Source organism: Rhizobium sp. S163, assembly GCF_030380805.1.
GTDB lineage: Bacteria > Pseudomonadota > Alphaproteobacteria > Rhizobiales > Rhizobiaceae > Rhizobium.
This window is the reverse complement of record NZ_JAUDSA010000018.1, coordinates 228,164-254,483: the sequence shown is the minus strand read 5'-3', so window position 1 is coordinate 254,483 and position 26,320 is coordinate 228,164. Positions and strand designations below refer to the sequence as shown.

Genomic DNA, 26,320 nt, shown 5'->3' with positions numbered 1-26,320 from the left:
GCACCGCCGGGCGTTGCATAAAAGTCGCATGAAAAGTTTAGCGGAATTAACAGGAAATTTAGCAGGAACATTTATTGCTATTTCCCATTCCTCTGACTACACACCCCGCGCGTCTGTGCTTGGACTCAGCGCCTCAAACAGGCGCGCTCAAACGACTTGAAAGGTTACTTCGATGGGTAGGTCAATTGCGCTGCTTTTTGCTTCCGCGGCGCTGGTGATTCTGGCTGGTTCTTTCGTGGCGCCCGGTTCGGTCGCTGCCGTGAAGGGCGAATGCTCGCCGGCCTACGGCGTCGACCCCTGCGAAACCGCAGCACTCAGGTAAAGAAAAACCGGCGCCCCAAGACGCCGGTTTCTTTTTTTGGTTGGGAAGCTTTGCTTCCCGATCAGGCGATCATACCGACCGATGCCATGCCCAGCAGGATGGCGCCGAGAATGATGCGGTAGATCGCGAAAGCCGTGAACTTGTTGCTCTGGATATAAGAGAGCAGCCATTTGACGGCGACGAAGGCAACGATCGTCGACACGACGAAGGCGATGCCGAGAGCGGTCCAGTCTTCATTGGCCGCGCCACCATCCTTGAACGTCTTCAGCAATTCATAGGCGCTTGCCGCATACATCGTCGGGATACCGACCAGGAACGCGAATTCCGTGGCCGCCGCGCGGTTGCCCGTGCCGGCGAGCATGGCGACAAAGATTGTCGATGCCGAACGCGAGGTGCCCGGAAAAACGCCGGCGACGACCTGCGCGATACCAACCAGGATGGCGACCAGCCAGGTGATCTCCTTGTGCGGCGGACGGCGGGCGGCGAGCCATTCGGCGACCATCATCCAGATACCGCCGATGATCAGCGCCCAGGCGATCGGCGTGGCCGTGCTCGGCAGCTCGAAGCCGAGCTTCTTGACGATCAGGCCGAGGACGGCGGTGATCAGGAAGGCGAGGATCAGCTTGAAGAGATAGGAGCGGTTTTCGGGATCCTGCCAACCAAGCAAAAGCGTCATGATACGGCGCCAGTAGATGATGGTGACGGCGAGGATGGCGCCGGCCTGAATGACGATGTTGAAAAGATCAGACCGGTGGCCGAGCCATTGCTCCGCAATGATGAGGTGGCCGGTGCTTGAAATCGGTAGAAACTCGGTAATGCCTTCGACTATGCCTAGGATTATCGCGTTTATGTAATCCATCAATTGTCTCCGTTTCGGGGTTCGGTCAGACGGGAATTGTGTTGTGCCGCTGGGGGAACGACACCAATTTTCACCAGACGAGGATGCGACGAGAACCTCTGATCGGTTGTCGGCGATTTTTGGGCGAGGTCGATTTCCTTCGTCAGGGTTTCGGGCGGCCCGACTCGCTTGTGTTGGAGGGGCCAAACTTCTATAGCTTCAACGAATGAGTCATGACTAGGGCGCTATAATCATCGCGTCCATGCGACGTGCACCCCCAGCCATCCAAAAATCCGAGTCTCGATGCCCACGCTCTATCATCACCCCATGTCATCCGCATCACGCTTCGTCCGGTTGATCCTGACGGAGTACGGCTATCAGGCAGACCTGATCGAAGAGCAGACCTGGGAGAAGCGCCGGGACTTCCTGGCGCTCAACCCGGCCGGCACGCTGCCCGTCTATGTCGACGACAGCATGCGCGCGCTCTGTGGGTCCACCGTGATCTCCGAATATCTCGACGAGACGCACGGTGTGCTGAAGCGCGATCGCCGACTGCTCGCCGAGGATCCGTTCCAGCGCGCCGAAATCCGGCGGCTGACCGAGTGGTTCATGGTCAAGATGGAAACCGACGTCACCCGGCCGCTTGCCCGCGAGCGCGTCTACAAGCTGCAGATGACGGCCGATCAGGGCGGTGGCGCACCGGATTCGAAGATCCTGCGCACGGCACGCGCCAATATCCGCCAGCACATGAAGTATCTGACGTGGCTCTCCGGCTCGCGCCAGTGGCTGGCGGGTGACCGGATGAGCTATGCCGATCTGGCGGCTGCCTCTTCCGTCTCCATTCTCGACTATCTCGGCGAGATCGACTGGACGGAATCGCCGCTCGTCAAGGAATGGTACCAGCGCATCAAGTCGCGCCCGTCCTTCCGCCCGCTGCTCACCGAGCGCGTGCGCGGCCTGACCCCTGTTTCGCACTACGCCGACCTGGATTTCTGACGGGGCCTCTCATGCCCGAACGATCCGCACAGACCAAGGAAGACAAACGCCTGATGACGCTGACCGCCTTCGTCAAGGCGGAAGCGCAGGCGCTCGGCTTCGATCTCTGTCGGATCACGCTGCCGGACAGCATTCCCGAAGCTAAGGATCGCCTCGGTGAGTTCATCGATGCCGGCAGGCACGGAACGATGGAGTGGATGGCCGAGACGCGCGAGCGGCGCGGCGATCCGCGCACGCTGTGGAGCGACGTGAAATCGGTCGTCGTCTTCGCGATGAATTACGGGCCCGAGGAAGACCCGCGCGGCATTCTTGAGAAGCCGGACAAGGCGGCGATCTCGGTCTATGCGCGCAACCGCGATTATCACGACATCATCAAGGGCCGGCTGAAGGAGATCGCCACGCGTTTTGCGGCGCGCGCCGGCGAAGATGTGAAAGTGTTCGTCGATACGGCCCCCGTCATGGAAAAGCCGCTGGCGGCCGCGGCCGGGCTTGGCTGGCAGGGCAAGCACACCAATCTCGTCAGCCGCGCGCATGGCTCCTGGCTGTTTCTCGGCTCGATGTTCACCACCGCCGACCTCTTGATCGACACGCCCGAGATCGATCATTGCGGCTCGTGCCGGGCCTGTCTCGACGCCTGCCCGACGGCAGCCTTCCCGGCGCCTTATCAGATCGACGCGCGGCGCTGCATTTCCTATCTGACGATCGAACACAAGGGGCCGATCGATCCCGCCATCCGGCCGCTGATCGGCAACCGCATCTATGGCTGCGACGACTGTCTCGCCGCCTGTCCCTGGAACAAGTTCGCCAGTGCTGCTTCCGAAATGAAACTGAAGGCGCGCGAGGATCTGCAGGAGCCGGATATCGCGGAGCTGCTTGCGCTCGACGATCCCAGTTTCCGCAGCTTCTTCAGCGGCTCCCCGGTCAAACGCATCGGCCGCGACCGCTTCGTGCGCAATGTGTTGATCGCGGCCGGCAATTCCGGCGACCGCCGGTTCCTCGATGCCTGCCTTTCTCTTGCCGCCGACGCCTCGCCTGTCGTCCGCGCCATGGCGATATGGGCGCTGTCGCGGCTGATGGAGGCTGGCGAATTCCAGCGCTTTGCTGCACAAAGGCCTCAGGATGAGTCGGACAGCGATGTGCTGAACGAATGGAGACTGGCGGGAGCGGCGTGATGCATCTTGTGATTTTCGGTTGCGGCTATTCCGGCACGGCAATCGCCAAGGCGTTCATGGCCGAGGGTTTTCGCGTTTCCGGCACGACGCGCTCTGAAGAGAAAGCAGCGGCGCTGCGAGCCGAGGGCATCGAGGCTTTCGTGTTCGACGGCGAGACGCTCGATGCGACGCTTGTGGATGCCATGCGCTCGGCCACGCACCTGGTGCAATCGATCGCGCCACGCGAGGCGGGCGATCCTGTGCTGAAGCTCGCCGGCGAGCGCATCGAGACGCTCATGCCCGAACTCTCCTGGATTGGCTATCTCTCGACGGTTGGTGTCTATGGCGACCACAAGGGCAATTGGGTGAGCGAGGAGACGCCGTGCGTTCCGGTTTCGGGACGCTCCAAGGAGCGGCTGGAGGCGGAGGCGGCGTGGATTGCGATCGGCGAGCGGATCGGCATTCCCGCGGCGGTGCTGCGCCTTTCCGGCATTTACGGGCCTGGCCGCAACGCCTTCGTCAATCTGGCGCGCGGCACGGCAAGAAGGCTGATCAAGAAGGATCAGGTGTTCAACCGCATCCGCGTCGAGGATATCGGCGCCAGCGCGCGGTTCCTCTCGGACCGCAAGCTTGGCGGCATCTATAATGTGACCGACGACCGCCCCGGCCCACCGCAGGATGTCATCGTAGAAGCGGCCCGCCTCATGGATGTCGAGCCGCCGCCGGAACAGGCCTTCGAGACCGCCGAACTGACGCCGATGGCGCGCTCCTTCTATGGCGAGAACAAGCGCGTTTCGAACGCCAAGCTGAAGGCCGCCGGCTTCACCTTCGCCTTCCCCACCTACCCGCAATCACTCGCGCAGTTGTTGCAGAACGAGCGCTGGCGCGGCTGACTTAGACGCCCCTGATATCGCTATATTGCACCAGATGAATTGGTAGGAAATTCCTACTCCAGGCATATTTCGTTAAAATTTGGCGCAAAATTTGGGCGGAAGCCTTGGAAATTGCCCAAATGGGGCAAGAATTATGACGCCCGCGCAAAATTATTTTCGTGATTTTTGTGATCGCGGGAGTCGTGAACGGCTTCCAGCAAAAAAAGTTCTAATTTTACTTGATTCAATTGCGCTTTTTTCATTCGAAACCGCTTGACGACGGTTCGAATCATTTTGCCGGCTCATCACATATATTTCAGTAGGTAACATTCCGTGATCATTCGGGGCACTTTTCTGCCACTTTTCGACCGGTTTAAGCCCCCGCCGCCCACAAGGCGTAGGTTTAACAGTTGAGGGACACCCCGTTTTGAAGAAAATCTGCCGTTCTATTATCGCCGTCACAACTATAGCAGCCTGTTCTACGATCCTTCCGATGGAAGGCTTTGCTGCAAACGGTTGCGGTGGCGCGTCGTGGTACGCACTTCACTCCAAAACCGCTTCCGGCGAACGCATGAACCCGACCATCAATACTGCCGCGCACCGCTCGCTCGCCTTCGGCACCAAGGTCAAGGTCACCAACCGCAACAACGGCCGCAGCGTCGTCGTGCGCATCAACGATCGCGGTCCTTTCATCCGCGGCCGCGTTCTCGATCTTTCCCGTGCCGCCGCCAGCAACATCGGCATGGTCAGCACCGGCACCGCCAAGGTCTGCTACGAAGTCATCGGCTAACGCCTGATATAAGGCACCGCTTGCTCTTGCCGCCAATCGCGGATACCACGCGGTTGAGACTTGTGTACCATCCGCTGCGTCTGTCGCGCTTCCTGCGGATCGTTCACAAGCCGCCGGCCCTTGAAGGTCCGGCATTGATCCAGGCAATAGGAGCGTTGTGAATGCGATTGGGCGGTAGGCTCGAAGGGGCGATTTCGGTTCTTGAAGACATCGATGCCCGCAGACGGCCTGTCGCCGATGCCCTCAAGGATTGGGGGCTCGCGCATCGGTTCGCCGGTTCCGGCGATCGCGCCGCAATCGGCAACATCGTCTACGACGCGCTTCGCATGCGCCTCTCGCACGCCTGGCTGATGGATGACGACAGCGCATCGGCGATTGCCCATGCCGTCATGTTCCGCCAGTGGGGCTTTACGCCCGAGACGCTTGCAGCCGAGCTTGTAGATGACAAGTTCGCGCCGGCAGCACTCTCCGAGGCAACGCTTTCGGCCTTTCACTCCCGTGATCTCAAGGACGCTCCTTCCCATATTCAGGGCGATATCCCGGAATGGATACAGCCCACCTTCGAAAAATCCTTCGGCGATACCTGGCTGAGGGAAGCACAGGCGCTCGCCGAGCGGCCGACGCTCGATCTTCGTGCGAACATCCTGAAGGCCACCCGCGAAAAGGCCGTCAAGGCGCTCGAAAGATCAGGCGCGCAGGAGGCTAGCATAGCACGCTACGGCATCCGGATTGCCGCTGGCGAAGGAGCCTCCCGTCTTCCCAACGTGACAGCGGAGCTTTCGTTCCAAAAAGGCTGGTTCGAGGTTCAGGACGAGGGATCGCAGATCGTCGCCGATCTCGTGCTGCCGCAGGATGGCGAGCAGGTGCTCGACTACTGCGCCGGCGGCGGCGGCAAGACGCTCGCCATGTCGGCTGCCATGCACAACAAGGGCCAGGTTCACGCCTATGACGCCGACCGCAAGCGGCTGGCGCCGATCATTGAGCGGCTGAAGCGCGCCGGCACCCGAAACGTTCAGGTTCACGACAATCCGAAGGCACTGAAGAACCTCGAGGATCGCTGCGACAAGGTGCTGGTCGATGCGCCCTGCACGGGAACCGGCACATGGCGCCGACGCCCGGACACGAAATGGCGCCTTACGCCCAAGAACCTCGACGAGCGCACCGCGCAGCAACAGGACGCGCTGAGCCAAGCGAGTGCCTATGTGCGCCCCGGCGGCGAACTCATCTATGTGACCTGCTCGGTGCTGCCGCAGGAGAACGAGGAACAGGTGCGCGCGTTTACCGCCGCCAATCCCGCGTTCGAGATTTCGGGTGCGATAGAGGGCTGGGATCAGCTGTTCGGCAAGGACAGCCCGCATCCGCGCTCGTCGGACGGACAGACCATCACGCTGACGCCCGCGTCAACTGACACTGATGGCTTCTTCTTCTGCCGGATGAAGCGCAAGGCCTAATTCAAAAAGCCGAGATCAGTGCGGGGCCCGCAGCGGATATTGATGCCGCGGCGGGATCAGGTGATGCAGCACGGCGATCGCGATCAACAGCGCGCTGCCGAAACCGACGATCAGAAACAGCATCGGCCCGCCCATATGCGAGCCGAAGGCCACCAGCGGCACGGCGCCCGCCGGCGGATGGGTAACGCGCAGCATCAGCATGCCGGCGATGGTCAACCCGACGGCGATCGCGCCGACCCACCAGAGACCCGGAAACAGGAAGACCGCGAGGCCGCCGATCAGCGCCGCCAGAAGGTAGCCGCCGATGACGTTGGCCGGCTGCGCGAGCGGGCTCTTCGGCTGGCCGAAGATCAGCACCGCCGTGGCGCCAAAGGGCGCGATCAGCAGCGGAATGCCGGTAAATACGGTCAGCGCGCCGACAGAGGCCATGCCGATCATGGCGCCGATGCCGGATTTCAGATGGAGGTGGACAGTACCCTTCGGTTCATGGCGATGGGTGAAATGCTTGATGTGTCGGCGCATACGCGGTCAATCCGGACAGTGTTTATGCAGTTGCACAGTGATTACTCATATATCGCCCATTTTCCAAGCAATTCGATTTCGATTTGACGGCCTTTCGGCGCATTTCCTTCCTTAAAACCATTCCAAACTAGAGTGTTTGACACCAGTTTGCTTTTGGGCGAAGACATTTTCGCCGGGCCTTATAAAGCACGCCCGTCACAGGAGAGGATCCCATGAAACTCAACAGGAATTTCTGCGCAGCCCTGGCGCTGGCGGTGGCCCCAACCGCTCTGTCCGCCATCCCCGCTTACGCGGCCCCGGATGCTGCTGCCGTTGTGAAATATTACACCGAAGTCGGCCACGCGAAGTATGAGGACGCGCTGATCACGGCGAAGGCTCTCGACGCCGCGATCGACGCCTTCTTGAAGGAGCCGACGGACAAGACGCTTGAAGCTGCCCGCGCCGCCTGGATCAAGGCTCGCGTTCCCTACCAGCAGACGGAAGTCTACCGCTTCGGCAACCCGATCGTCGATGACTGGGAAGGCAAGGTCAACGCCTGGCCGCTCGACGAAGGCCTGATCGACTATGTCGACGCCTCCTACGGCACCGAAAGCGACGAGAACTCCCTTTACGTCGCCAACGTGATCGCCAACAAGACGATCAAGATCGACGGCAAGGATGTCGACGCTTCGAAGCTGACGCCCGAATTCCTGTCCGGCACGCTGGCTGAAGCCGGCGGCGTGGAAGCCAACGTCGCGACCGGCTATCACGCCATCGAATTCCTGCTCTGGGGCCAGGACCTGAACGGCACCGGCCCAGGCGCCGGCAACCGCCCGGCCACCGATTACGACCTGAAGAATTGCACGCACGGCAATTGCGACCGCCGCGCCGAATATCTGAAGTCGGCATCGACGCTTCTGGTCTCCGACCTGCAGGAAATGACCGACAACTGGAAGCCGGATGGCGAAGCCACCAAGCATGTCGAAGCCGATCCAAAGGCTGGCCTCGTCGCCATCCTGACCGGCATGGGCTCGCTCTCCTACGGCGAACTGGCCGGCGAGCGCATGAAGCTCGGCCTGATCCTGCACGATCCGGAAGAAGAGCATGATTGCTTCTCCGACAACACCTACAACTCGCACCTCAACGACGCTGTCGGCATCGCTGCCGCCTATACGGGCAACTACACCCGCGTCGACGGTACGAAGATGAAGGGTCCGTCGCTGCACGATCTCGTCGCCGCCAAGGACAAGAAGCTCGACAAGGAAATGCAGGGCAAGCTCGACGCGACGCTGAAGGCGATGGCGATCATGGCCAAGCGCGGCCAGAACGTCGAGAAGTACGACCAGATGATCGCCGAGGGCAACAAGAAGGGCAACGCCGTTGTCCAGGCTGCCATCGACGGCCTCGTCGACCAGACGAAATCGGTGCAGCGCGTGATCGCAGCCCTTGATCTCGGCACGGTCAAGCTTGAAGGTTCCGACAGCTTGGATAATCCTGGCGCGGTCTTCAAATAAGTGAAAAGGCGGGCCGCTTTGCTGTCGAGGCGGCCCGAGCTCCGAAATGTCGCCTTTCCCGGCCCGTCGTCTTCTCTTCAGCGCAACCATCTGCGCCACGATCGCCGGCCTGTCCGCCGCCCTTGCGGATAATTTCGACCTTCCCACCAAGCGCACCGATCTCACCGAAGCCGACGCCAAGCGCGTCGCCGATGTGACGCGGCCGACCACCGACTTCTCCAAGGCCGAGCAATACGAGGCCATGCAGGCGGGCGGGGCGACGTCGATCGATCCGGTGACGCGCAATTCCTTCTCGCATATCTCCGCGAACATCCCTTTCGAGGAGGAGCAGCCGTTCAAGCTCGGCAATGCGCTCTTCAAGAAGCTTTGGGTCTCCGCTCCCTCCTCGACGCAAGCCTCCGACGGGCTGGGGCCGCTGTTCAACGCGCGCTCCTGCATGAACTGCCATCTCAATGACGGGCGCGGCAAGCCGGAGCCCGACGCGAGCACCAGCTCGATGTTTCTCAGACTGGCGCGCACGGCCAAGACGCCCGACGAGGCGCGGGCCGTCGCCAATGCCGAGACCATCAACTTCCCCGATCTCGTCTACGGTCACCAGCTGCAGGACCGCGCGGTACCCGGCCTTCCCGCCGAGGGGAAGATGGCGGTCAGCTACACCGAAGAGCCGGTGACGCTTGCCGGTGGCGAGACCGTATCCTTGCGGCGGCCGCGCTACGCAATCGACAATCTCGGTTACGGCCCGCTCGACCCGGCAACGACGATCTCGCCGCGCGTGGCGCCGGCGATGATCGGGCTGGGGCTGATCGAGGCCATTCCGGAGGCCGATATCCTCGCGCATGCCGACCCGGACGACAAGGACGGCGACGGCATCCACGGCAAGGCGGCCATCGTGCGCGATCGCCGCACCGGAAAGATCGCGCTTGGCCGCTTCGGCTGGAAGGCGCAGAACGCAAGCGTGCGCGACCAGAGCGCCGATGCGTTCCTGAACGACATCGGCATTTCCACGCCTGACCAGCCCGACCCGCATGGCGATTGCACCGAGGCGCAGGCCAAATGCAAGGCGATGGCCACAGGCGTGCAGAAGCGGCTCGGAAACGAGGAGGCACCGGGACCGATCCTCGACCTCGTGACCTTCTATTCCGCCAATCTGGCCGTGCCGGCGCGGCGCAAGGCGAGCTTTCCGGAGACGCTGAAGGGCAAGCAGGTTTTCTACGAAAGCGGCTGCACGGCCTGCCATGTTCCGAAGTATGTGACGCGCCGCGACAGCCTCGACAAGGCGCAGTCCTTCCAGCTGATCTGGCCCTATTCCGACTTCCTGCTGCATGACATGGGCGACGGGCTGGCGGACGGACAACAGGTTGGACTTGCAAGCGGACGTGAATGGCGCACGCCGCCGCTATGGGGTATAGGTCTCACCAAGACTGTCAGCGGACATAGCTTTTTCCTTCATGACGGCCGGGCCAGAAACCTCACCGAGGCTATTCTCTGGCATGGCGGCGAAGCACAAAAGTCGCGCGACGCATTTGCCTCCCTGCCTGCGGATAACAGGCAGGCACTGATTACGTTTTTGGAGTCTCTTTGATGCGCCTTTGGTACCCTCTGGTTCTCTCGCTTGCCCTTGCCTCCAATGCCGTGGCGCAGACGGCCGCTCCGCAGGCGGGCCAGACCCCAGCACCGGCGGGTCAGACTGTCGCGCCGGCTGCCCAGGCTGGCCAGGCTGCCGCTCCGGCCGGATTGAACGAGGATGCGGTGCCTGCCGTGATGCAGCGCGCTGTCGACGAGGTGATCCGCCCGGGATACCGCAATGCTCAGCAGTCCGCCGCGCGGCTGACCACGGCGATGAAGGATCTCTGCGACAAGGGCACGCCCGGCAGCCTCGACAAGGCGAAGTCGGCCTTTGACGACATCATCCGCTACTGGTCGGCCATCGAAATGGTGCAGGTCGGCCCTGTCATCCAAGACAATCTCTTCGAGCACATCCTGTTCTATCCGGATCGCAAGGGCGTGGGCTTGAGGCAGGTGCAGACGCTGATCGCCAAGGCCGATCCCAAGGACACGACGGTCGATGCGATCGCCTCCAAGAGCGTTGCCCTGCAGGGTCTGACGGCGCTTGAATACGTGCTCTACGGAACGGGATCGGAAGACCTCACCAACCAGAAGAGCGGTTTCCGCTGCCTCTATGGCGCGGCGGTGGCCGGCAACATCCAGCGCGAGGCGGCCGAAGTGGTCGCCGCCTGGGAAAAGCCTGACGGCATCCAGGCGAGCTGGAAACATCCGGGTCCGCAGAGCGCCGATTTCATGGACAACAAGGAAGCCGTGACCGCACTTCTCGGCACTCTCGTGCACGGCGCCGAGAATGTCCGCGATCAGCGCCTCGAGCAATTCTACAAGGGCAAGGACACGACGCCGCGCCCGAAGATGGCGATCTACTGGCGCTCCAAGAACACCTGGAAGTCGATGACATCCAATCTGGAGGGGCTGCGCAACCTTTGGCAGAAGGCCGAAATGGCCGACCTGCTTCCATCAGACAAGAAGCCCGTCGCCGACGCGATCGACGCCAAGCTGAAGTCGCTGCTTGAGACCGTGCCCAAGCTCAACCCCGATATCGAGGTCGCCACCAGCGATGCCGAGAAGGCAAAGCTCGACCAGCTCCTGGTCGATACGCGCGACCTGGTGACCATGATCAGCGACAATTACGGTGCCGCGATCGGCCTTTCGGCCGGCTTCTCCTTCTCCGACGGCGATTGAGCCGATGATCAGGAGTGCCGCGATCGACCGGCGCAGCTTCGTCAAGGCGGCCGGGCTGACCTTCCTGGCGGCCTTGCAGCCGCGCGCGCTGATGGCGCTCGAGCGCGCCGACGCCGTCTATGCCTCCGGCGTGCGGCAGGCCAATGGGTCCTTCGCGGTGGCGACCGTTTCCGAGCACGGCGAGATCATCGATCAGGTGGCGCTGCCGGCGCGCTCGCATGGCATGGCCTTCAGCGCCGCCACGGGCAAGACCGTCGCCTTCGCGCGGCGGCCGGGCACCTATGCGATGATCTTCGACCCGCACGGAAAAGCCAAGCCGATCGTGATCACCGCCGCCGAGAACCGGCATTTCTACGGCCACGGCGCGTTTTCGCCCGATGGGCGCATCCTTTACGCCAGCGAGAACGATTTCGACGGCAATCGCGGCATGGTCGGGCTCTACGACGCCACCCACCGCTTCGAGCGGATCGGCGAATTCGAGACCTATGGCGTCGGCCCGCACGACATGACCGTCAGCGACGACGGCCGCATGCTCGTCATTGCCAATGGCGGCATCGAGACGCATCCGGATTTCGGCCGCACCAAGCTCAACCTCGGCAACATGCAGCCATCGCTGACGCTCGTGGATGCCGCAACCGGCGCCCTGATCGAGAAACACACGCTGCCCGCCGAGTGGGCGCAGGTCTCGACGCGGCATGTCGATATCGATGACAGCGGCCGCATCTGGTTTGCATGCCAATATGAAGGTCGCCGCAACGATCTGCCGCCGCTGGTCGGCTCCTTCGCCAAGGGTGAGGACCTGCGCTTCGTCGATCTGCCCGAAGAGACCACCCGCCGGCTCGCCAACTATGTCGGTGCCATCGCCGTCAACCGCAAGGACGGGCTGGTGGGCGTGACGTCTCCAAAGGGCGGGGCCTCGGTGACCATCGATGCCATAAGCGGCCGGGTTCTGCGCGAGGAAATCGTGCCCGAGGCGGCCGGCATCGCGCCCGCAAAAAGCGGCTTTGCCGTTTCCTCCTATGACGGCGATTTTCTTGGTCAGCGCAGCGACGTGGCTTGGGACCAGCACATCGTCAGGATCGCGCCGTCACGACGCGTGTGACCAGGTTTTCTGCTCGGCACCGATCTGTGCCGCCGCAGCCTTCGCGTCCTCCACCAGCCAGCCCGGCTTGCGCGCCTTGAGGTCGCGCAGGATCGCGTCAACCGCTGAGGGGTCATTTGCGTGGCAATTGCCGATCTCGAAGCCCATCAGATCAAGCATATCCGGCGACAGCAGCAAATCGGAATTGCCGTCGATCTCGATCTTGGTGCTGCTCGGCGACAGCCGCCGCACCAAAACCGAGCCGATCAGCCGATAGTGCGGATCGGGAGAGCGCATCTGACCTGTCGCGATCTCGACGGCATGGATGGCGCGATCATCGGGCGCGTGGGCGAGAGACCATGCCGATTGCAGCATGGCCTTGGCCTCGCGCAGCACCGGCCCGCCCCGCCAATCCGTGTAAGCGATGAAACGCGGACGCCCGAGGCTGCCGGTACCCGCCGTGCGCGGCTTCGGAACGTAAGCGGCATGACCCGACGGCAAGGACGCGTCGAGCGCTCCGGCATAGGCCGACGGTGCCGGCTTTTCGCCCGGTGCAAGGCTCGCGAATTTATCCCAGAAGGCGCGGCGCTCGCTATCGGGAAGGGTCAGCGCCTTGCGCAGCCATTTGTGATCGCGCTCGAGAATGATGGGCGTGGGCCTCTGCAGCGCCCTCAGATATCCCCCCAGCACCGAAGCCGCGATCGTCTGGGCCGGCGGGCCGCCCTCGGTGACCGCCAGGAGCGCACTTGCCGTCAGCCGGATGAGATCGAGCGCGAAAGGCATGACGGCCGCGTCGTCGAAATCATTGGCGCCCCAGACGAGGCGTCCCTCGACATCGCGCCAGGTACCGAAATTTTCGAGATGTGTATCTCCGATCGCCAGAACCTTTGGCGCGGCGGCTGCGTCAGGGCAGATATCGAGGATGGTTTCCGAGAAGCGCCAATAGGTGGCGCGCAGGAATGAAAAGCTGCTTGATCGCATCTTCATGTGCTTGCGCAGAAGATCACTTTCGACCAGATCGGCCCCGAGTTGGCCGCGAAGCCAGCTTTCGTAGGCCTGTGTAGACTGCACGATACCGGCCATTTCGAAGCACTCCAATTTCCTGCTTCGCCAAGCATATCCCGAAGCGCATGGCGGGCAATCGGGATCATTGCACGATCATTTGAATCGTATGCGATATGGCTCTGGCGAGGCGACCGCCGCGCCCTATCTCCGCCCGCATGAGCAAAGCCCTGACCTACATCATCTTCGTTGCGATCGTGCTTGGCGGCGGTCTTGTGATCGGCGTCAACAATCTTCCTGGCGAGTGGTATCAATCGCTCGCCAAGCCGCCGTTCAACCCACCGAACTGGGTGTTCGGGCCGGCATGGACCATTCTCTACGTGCTGATCGGGCTTGCGGGCGCGCGCACCTGGATGCGCGGGCATCTCTCCGTGGGGATGCTGATCTGGGCGGGACAGATGGTGGCGAATTTTCTCTGGTCGCCGTTCTTCTTCGGCCTGCAGGTCCCGACGGTAGCGCTGATCGTGATCCTCGCACTGTTGGCGCTGATCATCGCCTTCATCCTCAACCGCTGCAATGCCGACCGGATCGCCGCATTGCTCTTCGTGCCCTACCTCGCCTGGGTTTCCTTCGCGACGCTGCTCAACGCCTCGATCGTCTATCTCAACTGAGATTGCCCTTGATGCCGCGCCCCGCTAACACGGACCGCATGGACACACGACCGATCCCCGATCACGGCGCATGGGACGCCTGGCAGCCCGCGGAACTGGCCTTGCGGCTCCGCAGCGTTTCGAAGCCATGGTGCGTGGTCGGCGGCTGGGCGCTCGATCTCTGGCATGGAGAGAAGACGCGCGATCACGAGGACCTGGAGTTCACGGTGCTGCGCGACGACGTCGCGATGTTTCGCGAGGCGCTCGGCGACATGGATTTTTACGCCGTCGGGAGCGGCGTGGTCTCGCCCCTGCCGGCTGATGCAGCGCCGCCCGCCGGGATCGCGCAGATATGGTGCCACGATCGCGCCGCCGGCCGCTGGCGCGTCGACATGATGATCGAGGAGGGAACGGCCGATCGCTGGGTCTACAAGCGCGATCCCTCGATTGCGCTACCGCGTGCCGAGATGATCGCCACCACCGCCGACGGCATACCCTATCTCAGGCCGGCGGGCGTGCTTCTGTTCAAGGCCAAATACCTGCGAGACAAGGACGAGATGGACTTTGCCAAGGCACTGCCGAAGCTTGCACCTTCCGAGCGCGACTGGCTGAAGGCCATGCTGCGGAAAACCCACACCGGCCATGCCTGGCAGGAGCGGCTCTAGAGAAATTTCTCCATGCGGAAATTGGTGAGGCGCTGGCCGCGTTTCTCGACGCTCTGGCGGGCGATGACGCTGAAGCCGCGACGCTCGAAGAAGGGCCGCGCGGTGAGGCTTGCTTCGGTGGAGATGCGGCCGATGCGTTGCCCTCTCGCCTCGTCCTCGACAGTCGCGAGCAACAGGCTGGCGACGCCGATGCCCTGATGGGCGGGGTGGACGAACATCATGTCGAGGTGGCCGTCGGGCTCCAGATCGGAAAAGCCGATGGGGTGCCCCGCATGCTCGGCGATGAAGGTTGGCCGGCTGGCGCGGCGCTCCGCCCAGGCGGCGCGATCCTCGACCTTCGCCCAGGCCTCGATTTCGACCGGGCTGTAATCGCGCGATGCCACCTCGCGGATCGCCGCCAGAAAGATCGCGATCGTGTCGTCGCAATCGCCAGCCGTGTAACGCCTCACCTGCAGCATGCCGACCTCCGCCTAATCTCAACCCCGATCTAGCACGACCTGCCGCTGGCGTTGAGTGCACAATCGTACCGGCCATCCCGCCATTGCGCTTGTGTGGCGCGGCGACGCATGGCACTTTCCGGCTCGCACGAGGGCAGACAGATGACCAACACCGATAGCGGCGATTTCCGCGATCGCATCCAGACCAATTTTTCGCGCCAGGCGGCGCTGCACACGATCGGCGCCGAACTCACCCGCGTGGAGCGGGCGATGGTGGAGATCGAGCTGCCGTTCGACGTGAAGCTGACGCAGCAGCACGGCATCCTGCATGCCGGCATCATTTCGGCGGTGCTGGATTCGGCCTGCGGTTTTGCCGCCTACAGCGTCATCGACCCCGACGCCTCGGTGCTGACGATCGAATTCAAGGTGAACCTGCTTTCGCCCGGGCGCGGCGAGCGCTTCCTGTTTCGCGGCGAGATCACCAAGCCCGGCACCAATATCATCGTCGCCGACGGGCGCGGCTACGCGATCAGCGACGGCCCGGCCAAGCTGATCGCCTCGATGACCAGCACCATGATGATCATACGCGGCAGAGAGGGCATTACTGGATGACGTTCGAACTGAAATCGGTCGCGGGAAAATCCATCCTGTTCGTGATGGCCGCCGAGGCCGAATATGGCCCCTTCCTGCGCTCACGCTTCGAGCCTTTGATGACGGGCGTCGGCCCGGTCGAGGCCGCCGTGGTGCTGACGCGCACGCTTTCAGCCCTCGAGCACCAGGGAGAGCTGCCGCAACTCGTGGTCTCGCTCGGTTCGGCCGGCTCGGCAAAGCTCGAGCAGACGGCGGTCTACCAGGTGACGTCGGTTTCCTATCGCGACATGGACGCCTCGCCGCTCGGCTTCGAGAAGGGACGCACGCCGTTTCTCGACCTGCCTGCCGTGATCGACCTGCCGCTCCGCATCCCCGGTGTCGCGGAAGCGACCCTGTCGACCGGTGGCAATGTGGTCTCGGGCGCGGCCTATTCTTCCATCGATGCCGACATGGTCGACATGGAGACCTTCGCCATCCTGCGCGCCTGCCAAGCCTACAATCTGCCGCTGATCGGCCTGCGCGGGATTTCCGACGGCGTCGAGGAGCTGCAGCACATCTCCGGCTGGACGGAATATCTGCATGTGATCGACCGCAAGCTGTCCGATGCCACCGACAGCCTGTTCACCGCGCTGGAAGATGGGGTATTCTGGTTCTAGCGCTTTCGATACCCTCGAAAACGGCTCCAGGCCCTGCGAAAGCGGGACAATCGATGCAATAAAATCCCGCGGCGGCGGATTTCCCGCATTGCAAGACCGGGTGCTTTTCATTAAAGGCTCGCCATGACCCAGACAGCACATCCCGACAGCGTTCTCATCGTCGATTTCGGCAGCCAGGTAACCCAGCTGATCGCGCGCCGCGTGCGCGAAGCGGGCGTCTACTGCGAGATCGTTCCCTTCCAGTCCGCCGAAGAAGGCTTCAAGAGCCTGAAGCCGAAAGCCGTGATCCTGTCCGGCAGCCCGGCCTCGACGGTCGACGAGGGTTCGCCCCGCGCCCCCCAGATCATCTTCGACAGCGGCCTTCCCGTTTTCGGCATCTGCTACGGCCAGCAGACGATGTGCATGCAGCTCGGCGGCAAGGTCGAGAGCGGCCATCACCGCGAATTCGGCCGCGCCTTCCTCGAAGTCGACGAAGACAGCGAATTGTTCGAAGGCCTCTGGTCGAAAGGCTCGCGCCACCAGGTCTGGATGAGCCATGGCGACCGCGTCACCGCCCTTCCGGAAGGTTTTAAGGTCGTCGCGACCTCGCCGAACGCACCCTATGCCTTCATCGCCGACGAGAAGCGCAAGTATTACGGCGTGCAGTTCCACCCCGAGGTGGTCCACACGCCCGATGGCGCCAAGCTGATCGGCAACTTCATTCACAACATCGCCGGCATCAAGGGCGACTGGTCGATGTCTGCCTACCGCCAGAAGGCGGTCGAGGAAATCCGCAAGCAGGTCGGCGACAAGCGCGTGCTCTGCGCGCTCTCCGGCGGCGTCGACAGCTCGGTGGCCGCCCTCCTGATCCACGAGGCGATCGGCGACAAGCTCACCTGCGTGCTCGTCGACCACGGCCTGATGCGGAAGGACGAGGCGGCGAATGTGGTCGCCATGTTCCGCGAACACTACAATCTGCACCTGATCCACGTCGATGCGGCCGACAAGTTCATCGGCGAGCTCGAAGGCGTTTCCGATCCCGAGACCAAGCGCAAGATTATCGGCCGTCTCTTCATCGAGACCTTCGAGGAAGAGGCCAAGAAGCTCGGCGGCGCGGACTTCCTCGGCCAGGGCACGCTCTATCCCGACGTGATCGAAAGCGTTTCCTTCACCGGCGGCCCGTCGGTGACGATCAAGTCGCACCACAATGTCGGCGGCCTGCCCGAACGCATGAACATGCAGCTCGTCGAGCCGCTGCGCGAGCTCTTCAAGGACGAAGTGCGCGTGCTCGGCAAGGAGCTCGGCCTGCCCGATAGCTTCATCGGCCGCCACCCCTTCCCCGGCCCCGGCCTCGCCATCCGCTGCCCCGGCGGCATCACCCGCGAAAAGCTGGAGATCCTGCGCGAAGCCGACGCCATCTATCTCGACGAAATCCGCAAGGCCGGTCTCTACGACGCGATCTGGCAGGCCTTCGCCGTGCTGCTCCCCGTCCAGACCGTCGGCGTCATGGGCGACGGCCGCACCTACGAATTCGTCTGCGCTCTGCGCGCCGTGACCTCCGTCGACGGCATGACGGCGGATTTCTACCACTACGACATGGAATTCCTCGGCCGCGCCGCCACCCGCATCATCAACGAAGTCCGCGGGATCAACCGCGTGGTCTATGACGTGACGAGCAAGCCGCCGGGCACGATCGAGTGGGAGTGATGCTCAGGGGCTAATTGCCTCTTGCTGATAACGATGCCGCCGGCGTGATGCGCCTGGCGGCATTTTTGTTTGGTTACGATGAGGATGGACCAGATTTCCCGCCGTTCTTTAGAAAGTCCACCGCCTTTTCAACTCCCAGCCGCTGCAAGAAGTCGATCATCTTTCGGGTAACGTCGGAACGGTCGGTTTTCATGGCTCCTGCCACGCTGCAGAGGAACGCCAGTTTCTCCTCGTCGAGGCGGGTATTTTGGTGCGCGTTCTTTTTTGACATGGAGCCTCACATCACTGCAGGGAGGGGTTCGCGTCCGGCTCCACGGTTGCGCCAGACCAGCAGATGCATCGGACGAGACTCGCGATATGCATTCCAAGCCTTCACGCTGATAGCGACGCGTTCGGCTTCAGCAAGACGCAATCGGTGTGAGGCACGCGTGCGGATAAGCCTTTCTCTCAAGTGCCTGATGGGACTTTGTTCGGTGAGTTGAACGCCATCGACTAGACGAGCGAAAAACTCATTTGCCTTAACGACGTCTTTTCGAGAGAAGGTTTGGTGAAGCGCTGCGGCTATACCGCCACCCATCATATCACGCATCGATGCGACATGTTTCAAGCTGCCTCTAATCTCAGGATTTTGCTCAAGCATCTCAAGCAATTCGCCATTGGTAGGCGCGGAATTGGCAGACAACACAACGCCATTGTCTATCATCCAAAGCCACCTGAGAGCAGACGCGAGACTTGTCGTGTTGCTTTCCCCTCTTTCCCGCAAAATGTCACTGACCGCCCGTTTTCTCCCGATGTCCAAGGAGGCAAAGGTGTCCTCTGAAAGCCCCTCAACGATAAGAGATGGGAATGAAACTTGCGCTTTCTTTGCGGCCTCGAGCCTATGCTGCCCGTCGAGCAGGCGACCTTCCTCGCTTATTTTGATCGTTTGACCGTTTAAAGCCAGCGTCCGGCGAGCATGTCCCGAGCATATTTGTTGATGACCGGAGCGGAGACATGTCTGTTTGGCCCTCGCGAAGCTAACAGGGTTTCAGCCATTTCCGGCGTGACCATTACAGATCTCACGTTCAAACTAAATTGGCGTTCCTTGATGGACGACAGATTCGAGGAATGAACTGAATCTCCTAATGGACCCCAACCCGAATCCGCATCCAAGCGCGGAAATGTTTCACGCTCAGCTCCAAAGCGAAGCTGCTTTATTCTCCGCCCATGAAAAAATGCGTTCCATGCCTTGATGGCAATTGCCAGAATGTAGGTCTGCTTCCGCACTCCACCTTGGCCTCGGAGCCCAAGCAAAGCATTTCGAAGTTGATTGACTGGATGATTTGGCTCAGACGATACTGGCTCCCCAAGTTCCGCGAAGAACCGATCAGCCTTTTCTAAATTAATACGGGCGGCGAGGTGATGTAGCGCAATGCCGCAGCCGTGCGGCAGAATGGGTATCGCTCGCAAGGCCGGCAGTACGCTCTCTCGGATCTCTGGGCGCTGCTCAAGAATGGCAAGAAGCGCGGTTATTCCAGGCGTTTTCGCCTTGCCAGGGGTAACGCGCGATTCATAGCTCCAAAGAATCCTCAACGCGGCTCCAAGAGACCGACCGTGGAGCTCCTTGCGTATAGAAAGTACATCAGCGAGCGTTCGCTTCCTTATCGAATCTATTGTCTCGAAAGCATCTTTCGTGATTCCGCTCACCACAAGCGTCTCGAAGGCATTTTCCGAGCGAACGCAAGCATGTAGCCTCGCTCTCCCATCGAGTACAGAAGCGTCTGCTCCGAGTATAATCGGCGCCCCGTTCAACACCCACCGCCCCTCCCGCATATCCTTTTCAAAGGATTGAAGCGACGGCTTGTCAATGTGACCGTTCATCGACACGATATTGAGCATTTTGGCAGCATCACTAGGAGATATTCTCTGAATCCGCCAATTTATGTCATCCACATTGGTCATGATTCACCTCCGTCTTTCATATTATTACGAAGAGGCGAACGAAGGTAGCTAGTTTCGTGTGTGACAAATCTAGAAAATGCAAAATCTCTAACCGCTGAAGAACTGGAAACCGATGTGCGACAACATGGCGTCTGTCGCCTACTTCATAGCCTCACGTCAGGAAGCCGGATTGCATCGGTGAAGCGCGTAATTACGACGTCGCTTGAGAAACCGTTTGGCCGCGGCTATCCTACATCCATCTTACCTCTGGAATTCAAGCCATGGCGCAGAGCGAAACCCTGATCACGACCGTCTCAACCAAGGGGCAGGTCATTCTCCCCAAGGCAATCCGCCAACGGCGCGATTGGGAAGCCGGTACGCGTCTGATCGTCGAGGAAACGCCGGATGGCGTCCTGCTCAAGCAGGCGCCTGCGTTTGCGCCGACGCCGCAGGGCTCCGCATTCGGCATCCTGGCATACAAGGGCGAGCCCAAGGCGCTTGAAGAGATGGACGCGGGTGTGGCGGCCGAAGCGCGGGCTCGCTACGCGCGTAGTCGCGATCCGGAAACATGATCGCCGTCGATACGAACCTTATCGTACGGTACATAACAGGCGACCATCCTGAGCAAGCGCTTCGGGCTCGTGAAATTATCGATACACAAAGCGTTTTCGTTGCCGCCACGGTCGTGATGGAACTGGGCTGGGTTCTCAGGACGACCTTCGGTTTTTCTCGAACTGACATCGTGAATTCGCTGCGCATCTTCGCGGGCATGCCGAGTGTGACGATCGAAGACGCAGACTTGGTGGCCACCGCATTCGATCTCGTTGAAAAAGGCATGGATTTTGCGGATGCGCTGCATCTGCTTCGCGTCCAGCACTGCGATGCCTTGGTCACGTTCGATCGCAAGTTCATCAAGGCGGCTCATGCCGCAGGTCACCCGTTCGTCCGCGACCCCTGACCTCAAAACAACGACTGCTGCACCGGCTTCGGCGGCGCGAGCTTCACGCCCTCCAGTTCCAGCATGCGCGCCTTCGACACCGAGCCGCCGGGGGCCGAGAAGCCGCCGATCTTGTTGCCGGCGGCGAGAACGCGGTGGCAGGGGATGATCAGCGCGACGGGGTTCTTGGCCATGGCCTGGCCGACGTCGCGGGCGGCTTCGGGGCCGTGGCCGAGCTCTTTGGCGAGCGCGCCGTAGGTGGTCGTTTCGCCCCAGCGCAGGCGGCGGGCGGCGGCGTAGATGTCGCGGAAGAAATCGTCCTGGCCGGCGAGCTCGAGCGCGAGATCGGAGAAGTCGATCGGTTCGCCGGCGAAATAGCGTTTCACGGCGGCGATGGCTTGGGCGATGTCAGGCGTCGGGGATGCCGGCTGGGCATCGGGGACGCGGCGGAGCAGCAGGCGTTCGGTTCCATCAGCGCTTGATGTCGGCAGCTGGAAGCGGGTGATGCCGACGGCGTTCCATGCGATGCCGCAGAAGCCGCCCGCGGTTTCGAAGATGGCATAATGCTGTGCTTGTTGGGCCATGGGTCTCGCCTCCCAATACTGGAGCTTCGGCCATAGGATCGGCCTCACCCAAAAATCGTACCTGCCGGCCAAGAATTCAACCCGTTTCTTGCGCGTCGCGAATTTGCAGTCAGCCGTGTGCCTGGCGGGGCTCGGCGTCTTCCTGCGCCGGCTTTGCGAGATCCGGGCGGAGCTTGGCGAAGACGGCGTCGAAACCGGCGGCGATCTTTTGCGGCTCGTAGCGACGTGCGGCGTCAAGGGCTGCGCGCGACAGCGCCGGAATAGCCTCTGGTTTTGCCGCCATGGAGGCGATCTCGGCGGCGAGCGCCTTGTCGTCGCCGGGATCGAAGAGATAGCCGTCCTTGCCCGGATCGATCGATTCCGGGATGCCGCCGGAGCGGGCACCGATGACGGGGACGCCCTGCGCGAAGGCTTCGATCACCACGCGGCCGAAAGGTTCGCGGAAGAGCGAGGGCACGACGAGAACGTCGATCTGAGGGAAGAAATCCTCAGGCTTGGTCCAGCCGAGGAACTTCGTATTCTCGCAGGGAAATTTCTGCGGCAGCGACTTCGAATAATCGCTCTTGGCACTGCCGGCGATGACGAAGCGGACGTTCTGGTCGTTGACCAGCCGGTGGGCGGCGCTGGCCAGCGTATCGAGGCCCTTCACCGGATCATGCACGCCGATGAAGCCGAAGCGCATCGGCCCTTCCGGCGCTTTGCGCGGTTCGCTGCGAGCAATCGGCGGAACGGCGCCGGGCACGCGTTGGGTGCTGGCATTGGGGAAATAATCATGCTCGGTGTGGCGGCCGATGATGAAATCGGTCTCGCCGACCACCGCATCGACATAGCGCGAGAAGAATTTCTTGCCGTAGGATGAGACCTGGCAGGAGGAACAGGCGCGCACGCAATTGTCGTCGCCACGCCGCATGCTGGCCTTCCAGCAGAGCAAAAAGGCGCTGCGCAGGATGTGGCAGACCGGCACGCCTGAACGCTTGGCGGCCGCCCAGGTGGCGACATTGATGTTTTCGATGCTGTCGGTCAGCACAATATCCGGCTTGAAACGGCGGATTTCGCGGCGCATCACCAGATAGGCGCGCGGATTGAAATTCTCCAGCGCATGCCAGATCAGCTTCTTCCAGCCCGGCCGCGGCAGGCGGTAATTCCAGTCGATATTCAGCGTCGTCAGGCGATGCACGGGCACGCCGTCATAGACCTCGTGCCTGTCCTCGCCCGAGACGTTGACGACTTCGAGGTCGTGGCCTGCGGCGATCAAGAGCTTGGCGACCATCATGGCCGAAATCGGGCCGCCGCCATCGATGAAGGGCGGAAAGGCCGCGCAGGCCATCAGGATACGCATGTACAGTCTCCCGGCATCGATCTCAAATGTTCTTCTTTTGTTCTTGCTTTCCTCAATTCACCTGCTACCATCCCTGCGTTCCCTGGATAGACAGAGGCGGGGCGGATGCTCCGGTGGTTGGTCATGCACGAACAGAACACGCAATCGTCCTTCGATTTCGCAAGCCGCACGATGCACCCGAAATCGTCAAGATTTGGCAAAGAAACCCTGTTTTTCGCGATCCTGCCGGATCCCGACGCGCGCCAGGCCTGCCTGGAGATACAAGCACGCCTGCAGAGGGAGCACGACGGGCTTCTCTCACCCATGGCGCCCGAGCGGCTGCACATTTCGCTCTACGGCGTCGCCAGCGCCGAGAAGATCAAGGACGAGATGATCTTCGCGGCTTGCCAGGCGGCGTCGGCGGTCGATGCCTGCCGCTTCGATCTCAGCTTCGACCATGTCGCGACATTCAGAACCGCGTCGCGCAACGCCATCGTCCTCTCAGGCAATGGCGGTCGGGAACTTCTGCGACAGCTGCATATCCAGATCGGTATCGAGATGCATGCGATCGGCTGCGACCCGCATGTGAAAGCCGATTTCCAGCCGCATGCGACGCTGTTTTATGCTGACGAGACGGTGGCAAAGACTGTGCTTGCCGCGCCTGTCATCATGCCCGCGCGGGAGTTCGTGCTCCTGCACAAGCGGCCGGGTGAGCCGGCTTACGAGCCTATCGCGAGTTGGCCGCTTCGCGAACGCGGCTGACCGCTTGCCTCATGTATCGGAACGCGCTTAAAGCTGCTGCAGCAATGACAGCAGCAGCGGAGACAAAGATGGATAGGTCCGAGATCATCATTTCAGGCGATACGGCGGGAATGGAGTGGCGGCTGCCGGTGCTGCGCTTCAAGGGTAGCGACCCGAAGGCGCCGAAGATCTATATCCAGGCGGCGCTGCATGCCAACGAGCTGCCGGGCACGGCGCTGGTGCATTTTCTCTGCGAAAAGCTGCGCGCGGCCGAAAGCGCCGGCGAGATCCTGAGCGATATCACGATCATCCCGCACGCCAATCCTGTTGGTGCGGCGCAATCGCATTTTGGCGAGCTGCAGGGCCGGTTCGATCTTGGGACGCGCACCAATTTCAACCGCGAGTTCCCGCTGATCTCGGTCAAGGATCGCGACGGGCTGGTGGCCGAGCTTGATCGCTACAACGCCGTCGACCGGCTGAAGCGGCAGCTGATGCATATGGCGCTCGAAGCCGACCTGGTGATCGACCTGCATTGCGACGATGAATCGCTGCAATATGCCTATATCGACGAGGCCTTCTGGCCGGAGGCGGCCGATCTCGCCGCAGCCCTCGACATGGAAGCGGTGCTCCTGTCGGATGGCGAAAGCTCGGCCTTCGAAGAGGCGGTCGGCTATGCCTGGAAGCACGAAACGCAGGAGAAGAAGACGCGGCTGCCGGGCAAGCTTTCGGTCACCGTCGAGCTTCGCGGCATGCGCGACGTCTATCCCGACATGGCGAAGAAGGATGCCGAGGGGCTGTTCAACTTCCTCGCCGCGCGCGGCGCCATCGCCCATCAGGTCACGCTTGCGCCCTTCGCCGGCCCTGCCGTGCCGCTCGACAATATCGAGATGATCCGCGCGCCTGAAGCCGGCACTGTCCTGTTCCATCGCAACATCGGCGAGGAGATCAAGGAAGGCGATCTCTTGGCGACCATCCTCACCCGGCCGGGTATGGCCGATGGCGCAATCGAAGTGCGCGCGCCGCAGGCCGGGCTGATCGTCACCCGCACCTCGTCGCGCCTGGTGCGCCGCCGCGCCGACCTGATGAAAATTGCCTGCGGGGCGGCCAGCAAGGTTGTGCGCAAGCCGGGCGCGCTGGAAAACTGAGCGTCCTCGCATTGGGGCTGCGAACCGATTGGGAAGAACCGAATGACCGTCACCATCTATGGCATCAAGAACTGCGACACGATGAAGAAGGCCCGCACCTGGCTGGAAGAGCACGACGTCGTCTATGATTTCCACGACTACAAGGCATCAGGCATCGACCGGGCGCATCTGGAGAAGTGGACGCAGGAAGCGGGCTGGGAAACGGTGCTCAACCGCGCCGGCACGACCTTCCGCAAGCTGCCGGATGACGCCCGCGAAAACCTCGATCGCGAGAAGGCGATCGCGCTGATGCTGGAGCAGCCGTCGATGATCAAGCGGCCGGTCGTCGAGGCCGACGGCAAGCTTCTGGTCGGCTTCAAGCCGGAGATCTATGGCGGGTTCTTCAAGGGCTGATCAAATGTCGAAGACGACGCGGGCAACGCAGGTTCTGGAAAAGGCCAAGGTGGCCTTCACCGTCCACACCTATGAGTACGATCCGAACGCCGAGCGCATCGGGCTGCAGGCCGCCGAAGCGATCGGCGAGGAGCCGCACCGCGTTTTGAAGACGCTGATGGCCGAGGTGGACGGCAAAGCTGTCTGCGTCGTCGTTCCCTCCGACCGCGAGGTCAGCATGAAAAAGCTCGCCGCCGCCTTCAAGGGCAAGTCGGCCAACATGATGAAGCCGGCGGATGCCGAGCGCCTGACCGGCTATCATGTGGGCGGCATCAGCCCTTTCGGCCAGAAGAAACTGGTTCCGACGGCGATCGAGGAAGCGGCGATGAGCGAGACCCTCGTCTACATGAATGGCGGGCAACGCGGATTGCAGCTGCGGCTTGCCCCGAAGGATGCGCTTGACGTGTTGAAGGCGACGGCGGCTGCGCTGGTGGCGTGAGCGAGTTCCGGCCTCAACCCTTCCATTTGGCGGCCCAGTCCTTCAGCGCCGCCCGCGCCTTGTCCGGCCACTGCTTGACCGGCGGGCGAACGATGATCTTCTTATTGAAAGGCTTCCAGGCCAGATAGACGGCGCGGCTGTCGATATCAGCAACGAGGATCGCCTCCTCTTCCGTGCACATATGCGGCGTGCAGGCCATGCCGGTGAAGACGTCGCCATCGAAACTGCCGCTGCCGACGCCGGTGATGCTGCGCTCATACTGTTCCTTGTCGGCACCCAGAAGAGCGTAGATTTCCTTTGCCACCGCCGCGTTGGAGAAGAGCTCCGCCGGATGCGCGGCCTTGTGATCGCGCAGCGTGTCCCAGCCCGTTGCGGCATCGGGGGTGAAGGCGACGTCGGCCGATGGTTTGAAGCCGTCGGGCGCAGTCCATGACCATTGCACGCCGGCGCGGCCGGGGATCGGCTGTGAGGAAAACAGCAGGTGATCGCCCTTGTTTTCGACTTCCAGCCCGACGCAATCGTCCGGCTGCCCGTCGAGACGCGGAACGGCGCCCGGTGAGAAGGACAGCACGAAGCGATCGCCCGGGCAGGCATTGCCGCCATTGGACGAGGAGCCGATGGCAACCGGGACGTTGCCGACGACCGCCATTTCCTCGATCATCAGATAGGCATTGGCCAGCAGCCTGCGGCCATCGACCGTCAAGGCAAGCTCGTCATCCTGCTTCACGATCTCGACCTTGTGGCCGAACATGGTCATGCCGAGCTCGCCAGCGACTGCCGCTGCCGGCAGGGAGAGCCCCGCCGCGGCCAGTATCCCCATCAGCTGTCTCATCCGATCCCCGCTTGCCCGATA

31 protein-coding genes are annotated in these 26,320 nt (G+C 62.0%); 21 read left to right on the top strand and 10 right to left on the bottom strand.

Translation table 11 applies throughout. The features are described from left to right. Window positions 1-172: 172 nt before the first annotated feature. Complete coding sequence (locus QTL96_RS16780; protein WP_018899325.1) at window positions 173-322, top strand: hypothetical protein; 150 nt, start codon at window positions 173-175, stop codon at window positions 320-322. 61 nt (window positions 323-383) lie between these two features. Here the strand turns inward: QTL96_RS16780 and QTL96_RS16775 are convergent, their stop codons facing one another. Continuing rightward, window positions 384-1,181 carry an undecaprenyl-diphosphate phosphatase gene (locus QTL96_RS16775; RefSeq protein WP_047506892.1) on the bottom strand — a complete coding sequence of 266 codons (798 nt, stop codon included), beginning with the start codon at window positions 1,179-1,181 and terminating at the stop codon, window positions 384-386. A gap of 282 nt (window positions 1,182-1,463) precedes the next feature. Here QTL96_RS16775 and QTL96_RS16770 point away from each other — a divergent pair, with 282 nt between their 5' ends. From QTL96_RS16770 to QTL96_RS16750, 5 genes are all read left to right on the top strand, one after another. Then, a complete protein-coding gene (locus tag QTL96_RS16770) occupies window positions 1,464-2,156 on the top strand; it encodes a glutathione S-transferase family protein (protein WP_047506891.1) in 693 nt (230 codons plus the stop codon). Window positions 2,157-2,167: 11 nt separating this feature from the next. Then, window positions 2,168-3,328 (top strand): tRNA epoxyqueuosine(34) reductase QueG, encoded by a 1,161-nt coding sequence (gene queG / locus QTL96_RS16765; RefSeq protein ID WP_289728490.1) that lies wholly within the window; start codon window positions 2,168-2,170, stop codon window positions 3,326-3,328. After that, the gene (locus QTL96_RS16760; protein ID WP_289728489.1) at window positions 3,328-4,200 is read left to right on the top strand and encodes an SDR family oxidoreductase; all 873 of its coding nucleotides are present in this window, start codon (window positions 3,328-3,330) and stop codon (window positions 4,198-4,200) included. Before queG ends, QTL96_RS16760 begins: the two co-directional genes overlap by 1 nt. Window positions 4,201-4,606: 406 nt before the next feature. Further along, complete coding sequence (locus QTL96_RS16755) at window positions 4,607-4,969, top strand: septal ring lytic transglycosylase RlpA family protein (protein WP_026283154.1); 363 nt, start codon at window positions 4,607-4,609, stop codon at window positions 4,967-4,969. Between the two features lie 161 nt (window positions 4,970-5,130). Beyond that, on the top strand, window positions 5,131-6,420 hold the full coding sequence (locus tag QTL96_RS16750; RefSeq protein ID WP_289728488.1) for an RsmB/NOP family class I SAM-dependent RNA methyltransferase: 1,290 nt from the start codon (window positions 5,131-5,133) through the stop codon (window positions 6,418-6,420). Between the two features lie 15 nt (window positions 6,421-6,435). Here the strand turns inward: QTL96_RS16750 and QTL96_RS16745 are convergent, their stop codons facing one another. Next, window positions 6,436-6,942, bottom strand: coding sequence for an HPP family protein (locus QTL96_RS16745; protein ID WP_018899318.1), 507 nt, complete (start codon window positions 6,940-6,942; stop codon window positions 6,436-6,438). A gap of 212 nt (window positions 6,943-7,154) precedes the next feature. Here QTL96_RS16745 and QTL96_RS16740 point away from each other — a divergent pair, with 212 nt between their 5' ends. Genes QTL96_RS16740 through QTL96_RS16725 form a run of 4 tightly spaced genes read left to right on the top strand, consistent with a single transcriptional unit; the run spans window position 7,155 to window position 12,285 of the window. Then, window positions 7,155-8,435: an imelysin family protein gene (locus tag QTL96_RS16740; RefSeq protein ID WP_289728487.1), complete on the top strand. Its 1,281-nt coding sequence runs from the start codon at window positions 7,155-7,157 to the stop codon at window positions 8,433-8,435. A gap of 46 nt (window positions 8,436-8,481) precedes the next feature. Continuing rightward, window positions 8,482-10,017 (top strand): di-heme oxidoredictase family protein, encoded by a 1,536-nt coding sequence (locus tag QTL96_RS16735; RefSeq protein WP_289728486.1) that lies wholly within the window; start codon window positions 8,482-8,484, stop codon window positions 10,015-10,017. After that, window positions 10,017-11,183, top strand: a complete 1,167-nt coding sequence (locus QTL96_RS16730; RefSeq protein WP_289728485.1) for an imelysin family protein — start codon at window positions 10,017-10,019, stop codon at window positions 11,181-11,183. Before QTL96_RS16735 ends, QTL96_RS16730 begins: the two co-directional genes overlap by 1 nt. Window positions 11,184-11,187: 4 nt before the next feature. Next, window positions 11,188-12,285, top strand: coding sequence for a DUF1513 domain-containing protein (locus tag QTL96_RS16725; RefSeq protein WP_289728484.1), 1,098 nt, complete (start codon window positions 11,188-11,190; stop codon window positions 12,283-12,285). On the opposite strand, the gene QTL96_RS16720 is transcribed toward QTL96_RS16725, so the two are convergent. Then, window positions 12,271-13,347: a DUF2252 family protein gene (locus QTL96_RS16720; protein ID WP_289728483.1), complete on the bottom strand. Its 1,077-nt coding sequence runs from the start codon at window positions 13,345-13,347 to the stop codon at window positions 12,271-12,273. The two genes, QTL96_RS16725 and QTL96_RS16720, sit on opposite strands and share 15 nt — an antisense overlap. Window positions 13,348-13,484: 137 nt before the next feature. Between QTL96_RS16720 and QTL96_RS16715 the strand changes: the two genes are divergently transcribed. Together QTL96_RS16715 and QTL96_RS16710 are read left to right on the top strand one after the other, a co-directional pair. Beyond that, a complete protein-coding gene (locus QTL96_RS16715; RefSeq protein ID WP_289728482.1) occupies window positions 13,485-13,937 on the top strand; it encodes a TspO/MBR family protein in 453 nt (150 codons plus the stop codon). 11 nt (window positions 13,938-13,948) lie between these two features. Next, on the top strand, window positions 13,949-14,581 hold the full coding sequence (locus tag QTL96_RS16710) for an amino acid transporter (protein WP_289728481.1): 633 nt from the start codon (window positions 13,949-13,951) through the stop codon (window positions 14,579-14,581). Here QTL96_RS16710 and QTL96_RS16705 read toward each other — a convergent pair. Then, complete coding sequence (locus QTL96_RS16705) at window positions 14,578-15,039, bottom strand: GNAT family N-acetyltransferase (RefSeq protein ID WP_289728480.1); 462 nt, start codon at window positions 15,037-15,039, stop codon at window positions 14,578-14,580. The two genes, QTL96_RS16710 and QTL96_RS16705, sit on opposite strands and share 4 nt — an antisense overlap. A gap of 141 nt (window positions 15,040-15,180) precedes the next feature. Here QTL96_RS16705 and QTL96_RS16700 point away from each other — a divergent pair, with 141 nt between their 5' ends. From QTL96_RS16700 to guaA, 3 genes are all read left to right on the top strand, one after another. Next, window positions 15,181-15,630 carry a PaaI family thioesterase gene (locus QTL96_RS16700; protein WP_026283151.1) on the top strand — a complete coding sequence of 150 codons (450 nt, stop codon included), beginning with the start codon at window positions 15,181-15,183 and terminating at the stop codon, window positions 15,628-15,630. After that, window positions 15,627-16,265: a 5'-methylthioadenosine/S-adenosylhomocysteine nucleosidase gene (locus QTL96_RS16695; protein WP_112944838.1), complete on the top strand. Its 639-nt coding sequence runs from the start codon at window positions 15,627-15,629 to the stop codon at window positions 16,263-16,265. Before QTL96_RS16700 ends, QTL96_RS16695 begins: the two co-directional genes overlap by 4 nt. A gap of 123 nt (window positions 16,266-16,388) precedes the next feature. Next, window positions 16,389-17,951, top strand: a complete 1,563-nt coding sequence (guaA, locus tag QTL96_RS16690; RefSeq protein ID WP_065692491.1) for a glutamine-hydrolyzing GMP synthase — start codon at window positions 16,389-16,391, stop codon at window positions 17,949-17,951. A gap of 73 nt (window positions 17,952-18,024) precedes the next feature. On the opposite strand, the gene QTL96_RS16685 is transcribed toward guaA, so the two are convergent. The 3 genes from QTL96_RS16685 to QTL96_RS16675 all read right to left on the bottom strand — a co-directional run bounded on the left by QTL96_RS16685 (window position 18,025) and on the right by QTL96_RS16675 (window position 19,892). Beyond that, the gene (locus tag QTL96_RS16685; protein WP_289728479.1) at window positions 18,025-18,222 is read right to left on the bottom strand and encodes a hypothetical protein; all 198 of its coding nucleotides are present in this window, start codon (window positions 18,220-18,222) and stop codon (window positions 18,025-18,027) included. 6 nt (window positions 18,223-18,228) lie between these two features. After that, entirely contained in the window at window positions 18,229-18,654 is a 426-nt protein-coding gene (locus QTL96_RS16680) for a hypothetical protein (protein WP_289728478.1), read from the bottom strand. A gap of 230 nt (window positions 18,655-18,884) precedes the next feature. Next, window positions 18,885-19,892: a hypothetical protein gene (locus QTL96_RS16675; protein WP_289728477.1), complete on the bottom strand. Its 1,008-nt coding sequence runs from the start codon at window positions 19,890-19,892 to the stop codon at window positions 18,885-18,887. Window positions 19,893-20,152: 260 nt separating this feature from the next. Here QTL96_RS16675 and QTL96_RS16670 point away from each other — a divergent pair, with 260 nt between their 5' ends. Both QTL96_RS16670 and QTL96_RS16665 read left to right on the top strand, forming a co-directional pair. Beyond that, window positions 20,153-20,443 carry an AbrB/MazE/SpoVT family DNA-binding domain-containing protein gene (locus QTL96_RS16670; RefSeq protein WP_289728476.1) on the top strand — a complete coding sequence of 97 codons (291 nt, stop codon included), beginning with the start codon at window positions 20,153-20,155 and terminating at the stop codon, window positions 20,441-20,443. Next, window positions 20,440-20,829: a type II toxin-antitoxin system VapC family toxin gene (locus QTL96_RS16665; RefSeq protein ID WP_289728475.1), complete on the top strand. Its 390-nt coding sequence runs from the start codon at window positions 20,440-20,442 to the stop codon at window positions 20,827-20,829. Before QTL96_RS16670 ends, QTL96_RS16665 begins: the two co-directional genes overlap by 4 nt. Before the next feature lie 2 nt (window positions 20,830-20,831). Here the strand turns inward: QTL96_RS16665 and QTL96_RS16660 are convergent, their stop codons facing one another. Continuing rightward, window positions 20,832-21,392, bottom strand: a complete 561-nt coding sequence (locus QTL96_RS16660; RefSeq protein WP_289728474.1) for a methylated-DNA--[protein]-cysteine S-methyltransferase — start codon at window positions 21,390-21,392, stop codon at window positions 20,832-20,834. Between the two features lie 109 nt (window positions 21,393-21,501). Beyond that, a complete protein-coding gene (locus tag QTL96_RS16655) occupies window positions 21,502-22,731 on the bottom strand; it encodes a glycosyltransferase (RefSeq protein ID WP_289728473.1) in 1,230 nt (409 codons plus the stop codon). Between the two features lie 123 nt (window positions 22,732-22,854). Here QTL96_RS16655 and QTL96_RS16650 point away from each other — a divergent pair, with 123 nt between their 5' ends. Genes QTL96_RS16650 through ybaK form a run of 4 tightly spaced genes read left to right on the top strand, consistent with a single transcriptional unit; the run spans window position 22,855 to window position 25,467 of the window. Further along, window positions 22,855-23,472: a 2'-5' RNA ligase family protein gene (locus QTL96_RS16650; RefSeq protein WP_289728472.1), complete on the top strand. Its 618-nt coding sequence runs from the start codon at window positions 22,855-22,857 to the stop codon at window positions 23,470-23,472. Between the two features lie 44 nt (window positions 23,473-23,516). Then, window positions 23,517-24,596, top strand: coding sequence for a succinylglutamate desuccinylase/aspartoacylase family protein (locus tag QTL96_RS16645; RefSeq protein ID WP_354669140.1), 1,080 nt, complete (start codon window positions 23,517-23,519; stop codon window positions 24,594-24,596). A 42-nt stretch (window positions 24,597-24,638) separates the two neighbouring features. Continuing rightward, entirely contained in the window at window positions 24,639-24,989 is a 351-nt protein-coding gene (locus tag QTL96_RS16640) for an ArsC family reductase (protein WP_289728470.1), read from the top strand. Window positions 24,990-24,993: 4 nt separating this feature from the next. Then, a complete protein-coding gene (ybaK, locus tag QTL96_RS16635; protein ID WP_289728469.1) occupies window positions 24,994-25,467 on the top strand; it encodes a Cys-tRNA(Pro) deacylase in 474 nt (157 codons plus the stop codon). A gap of 13 nt (window positions 25,468-25,480) precedes the next feature. Here ybaK and QTL96_RS16630 read toward each other — a convergent pair whose 3' ends face one another. Then, a complete protein-coding gene (locus QTL96_RS16630) occupies window positions 25,481-26,299 on the bottom strand; it encodes a hypothetical protein (protein WP_289728468.1) in 819 nt (272 codons plus the stop codon). Window positions 26,300-26,320 lie beyond the last annotated feature (21 nt).

Bases quoted from the DNA above. Each gene is read 5' to 3' on its own strand.
- QTL96_RS16780 (WP_018899325.1), top strand. From the start codon at position 173: ATGGGTAGGTCAATTGCGCTGCTTTTTGCTTCCGCGGCGCTGGTGATT.
- QTL96_RS16775 (WP_047506892.1), bottom strand. From the start codon at position 1,181: ATGGATTACATAAACGCGATAATCCTAGGCATAGTCGAAGGCATTACC.
- QTL96_RS16770 (WP_047506891.1), top strand. From the start codon at position 1,464: ATGCCCACGCTCTATCATCACCCCATGTCATCCGCATCACGCTTCGTC.
- queG (WP_289728490.1), top strand. From the start codon at position 2,168: ATGCCCGAACGATCCGCACAGACCAAGGAAGACAAACGCCTGATGACG.
- QTL96_RS16760 (WP_289728489.1), top strand. From the start codon at position 3,328: ATGCATCTTGTGATTTTCGGTTGCGGCTATTCCGGCACGGCAATCGCC.
- QTL96_RS16750 (WP_289728488.1), top strand. From the start codon at position 5,131: ATGCGATTGGGCGGTAGGCTCGAAGGGGCGATTTCGGTTCTTGAAGAC.
- QTL96_RS16745 (WP_018899318.1), bottom strand. From the start codon at position 6,942: ATGCGCCGACACATCAAGCATTTCACCCATCGCCATGAACCGAAGGGT.
- QTL96_RS16740 (WP_289728487.1), top strand. From the start codon at position 7,155: ATGAAACTCAACAGGAATTTCTGCGCAGCCCTGGCGCTGGCGGTGGCC.
- QTL96_RS16735 (WP_289728486.1), top strand. From the start codon at position 8,482: ATGTCGCCTTTCCCGGCCCGTCGTCTTCTCTTCAGCGCAACCATCTGC.
- QTL96_RS16730 (WP_289728485.1), top strand. From the start codon at position 10,017: ATGCGCCTTTGGTACCCTCTGGTTCTCTCGCTTGCCCTTGCCTCCAAT.
- QTL96_RS16725 (WP_289728484.1), top strand. From the start codon at position 11,188: ATGATCAGGAGTGCCGCGATCGACCGGCGCAGCTTCGTCAAGGCGGCC.
- QTL96_RS16720 (WP_289728483.1), bottom strand. From the start codon at position 13,347: ATGGCCGGTATCGTGCAGTCTACACAGGCCTACGAAAGCTGGCTTCGC.
- QTL96_RS16715 (WP_289728482.1), top strand. From the start codon at position 13,485: ATGAGCAAAGCCCTGACCTACATCATCTTCGTTGCGATCGTGCTTGGC.
- QTL96_RS16710 (WP_289728481.1), top strand. From the start codon at position 13,949: ATGCCGCGCCCCGCTAACACGGACCGCATGGACACACGACCGATCCCC.
- QTL96_RS16705 (WP_289728480.1), bottom strand. From the start codon at position 15,039: ATGCTGCAGGTGAGGCGTTACACGGCTGGCGATTGCGACGACACGATC.
- QTL96_RS16700 (WP_026283151.1), top strand. From the start codon at position 15,181: ATGACCAACACCGATAGCGGCGATTTCCGCGATCGCATCCAGACCAAT.
- QTL96_RS16695 (WP_112944838.1), top strand. From the start codon at position 15,627: ATGACGTTCGAACTGAAATCGGTCGCGGGAAAATCCATCCTGTTCGTG.
- guaA (WP_065692491.1), top strand. From the start codon at position 16,389: ATGACCCAGACAGCACATCCCGACAGCGTTCTCATCGTCGATTTCGGC.
- QTL96_RS16685 (WP_289728479.1), bottom strand. From the start codon at position 18,222: ATGTCAAAAAAGAACGCGCACCAAAATACCCGCCTCGACGAGGAGAAA.
- QTL96_RS16680 (WP_289728478.1), bottom strand. From the start codon at position 18,654: ATGATAGACAATGGCGTTGTGTTGTCTGCCAATTCCGCGCCTACCAAT.
- QTL96_RS16675 (WP_289728477.1), bottom strand. From the start codon at position 19,892: ATGACCAATGTGGATGACATAAATTGGCGGATTCAGAGAATATCTCCT.
- QTL96_RS16670 (WP_289728476.1), top strand. From the start codon at position 20,153: ATGGCGCAGAGCGAAACCCTGATCACGACCGTCTCAACCAAGGGGCAG.
- QTL96_RS16665 (WP_289728475.1), top strand. From the start codon at position 20,440: ATGATCGCCGTCGATACGAACCTTATCGTACGGTACATAACAGGCGAC.
- QTL96_RS16660 (WP_289728474.1), bottom strand. From the start codon at position 21,392: ATGGCCCAACAAGCACAGCATTATGCCATCTTCGAAACCGCGGGCGGC.
- QTL96_RS16655 (WP_289728473.1), bottom strand. From the start codon at position 22,731: ATGCGTATCCTGATGGCCTGCGCGGCCTTTCCGCCCTTCATCGATGGC.
- QTL96_RS16650 (WP_289728472.1), top strand. From the start codon at position 22,855: ATGCACGAACAGAACACGCAATCGTCCTTCGATTTCGCAAGCCGCACG.
- QTL96_RS16645 (WP_354669140.1), top strand. From the start codon at position 23,517: ATGACAGCAGCAGCGGAGACAAAGATGGATAGGTCCGAGATCATCATT.
- QTL96_RS16640 (WP_289728470.1), top strand. From the start codon at position 24,639: ATGACCGTCACCATCTATGGCATCAAGAACTGCGACACGATGAAGAAG.
- ybaK (WP_289728469.1), top strand. From the start codon at position 24,994: ATGTCGAAGACGACGCGGGCAACGCAGGTTCTGGAAAAGGCCAAGGTG.
- QTL96_RS16630 (WP_289728468.1), bottom strand. From the start codon at position 26,299: ATGAGACAGCTGATGGGGATACTGGCCGCGGCGGGGCTCTCCCTGCCG.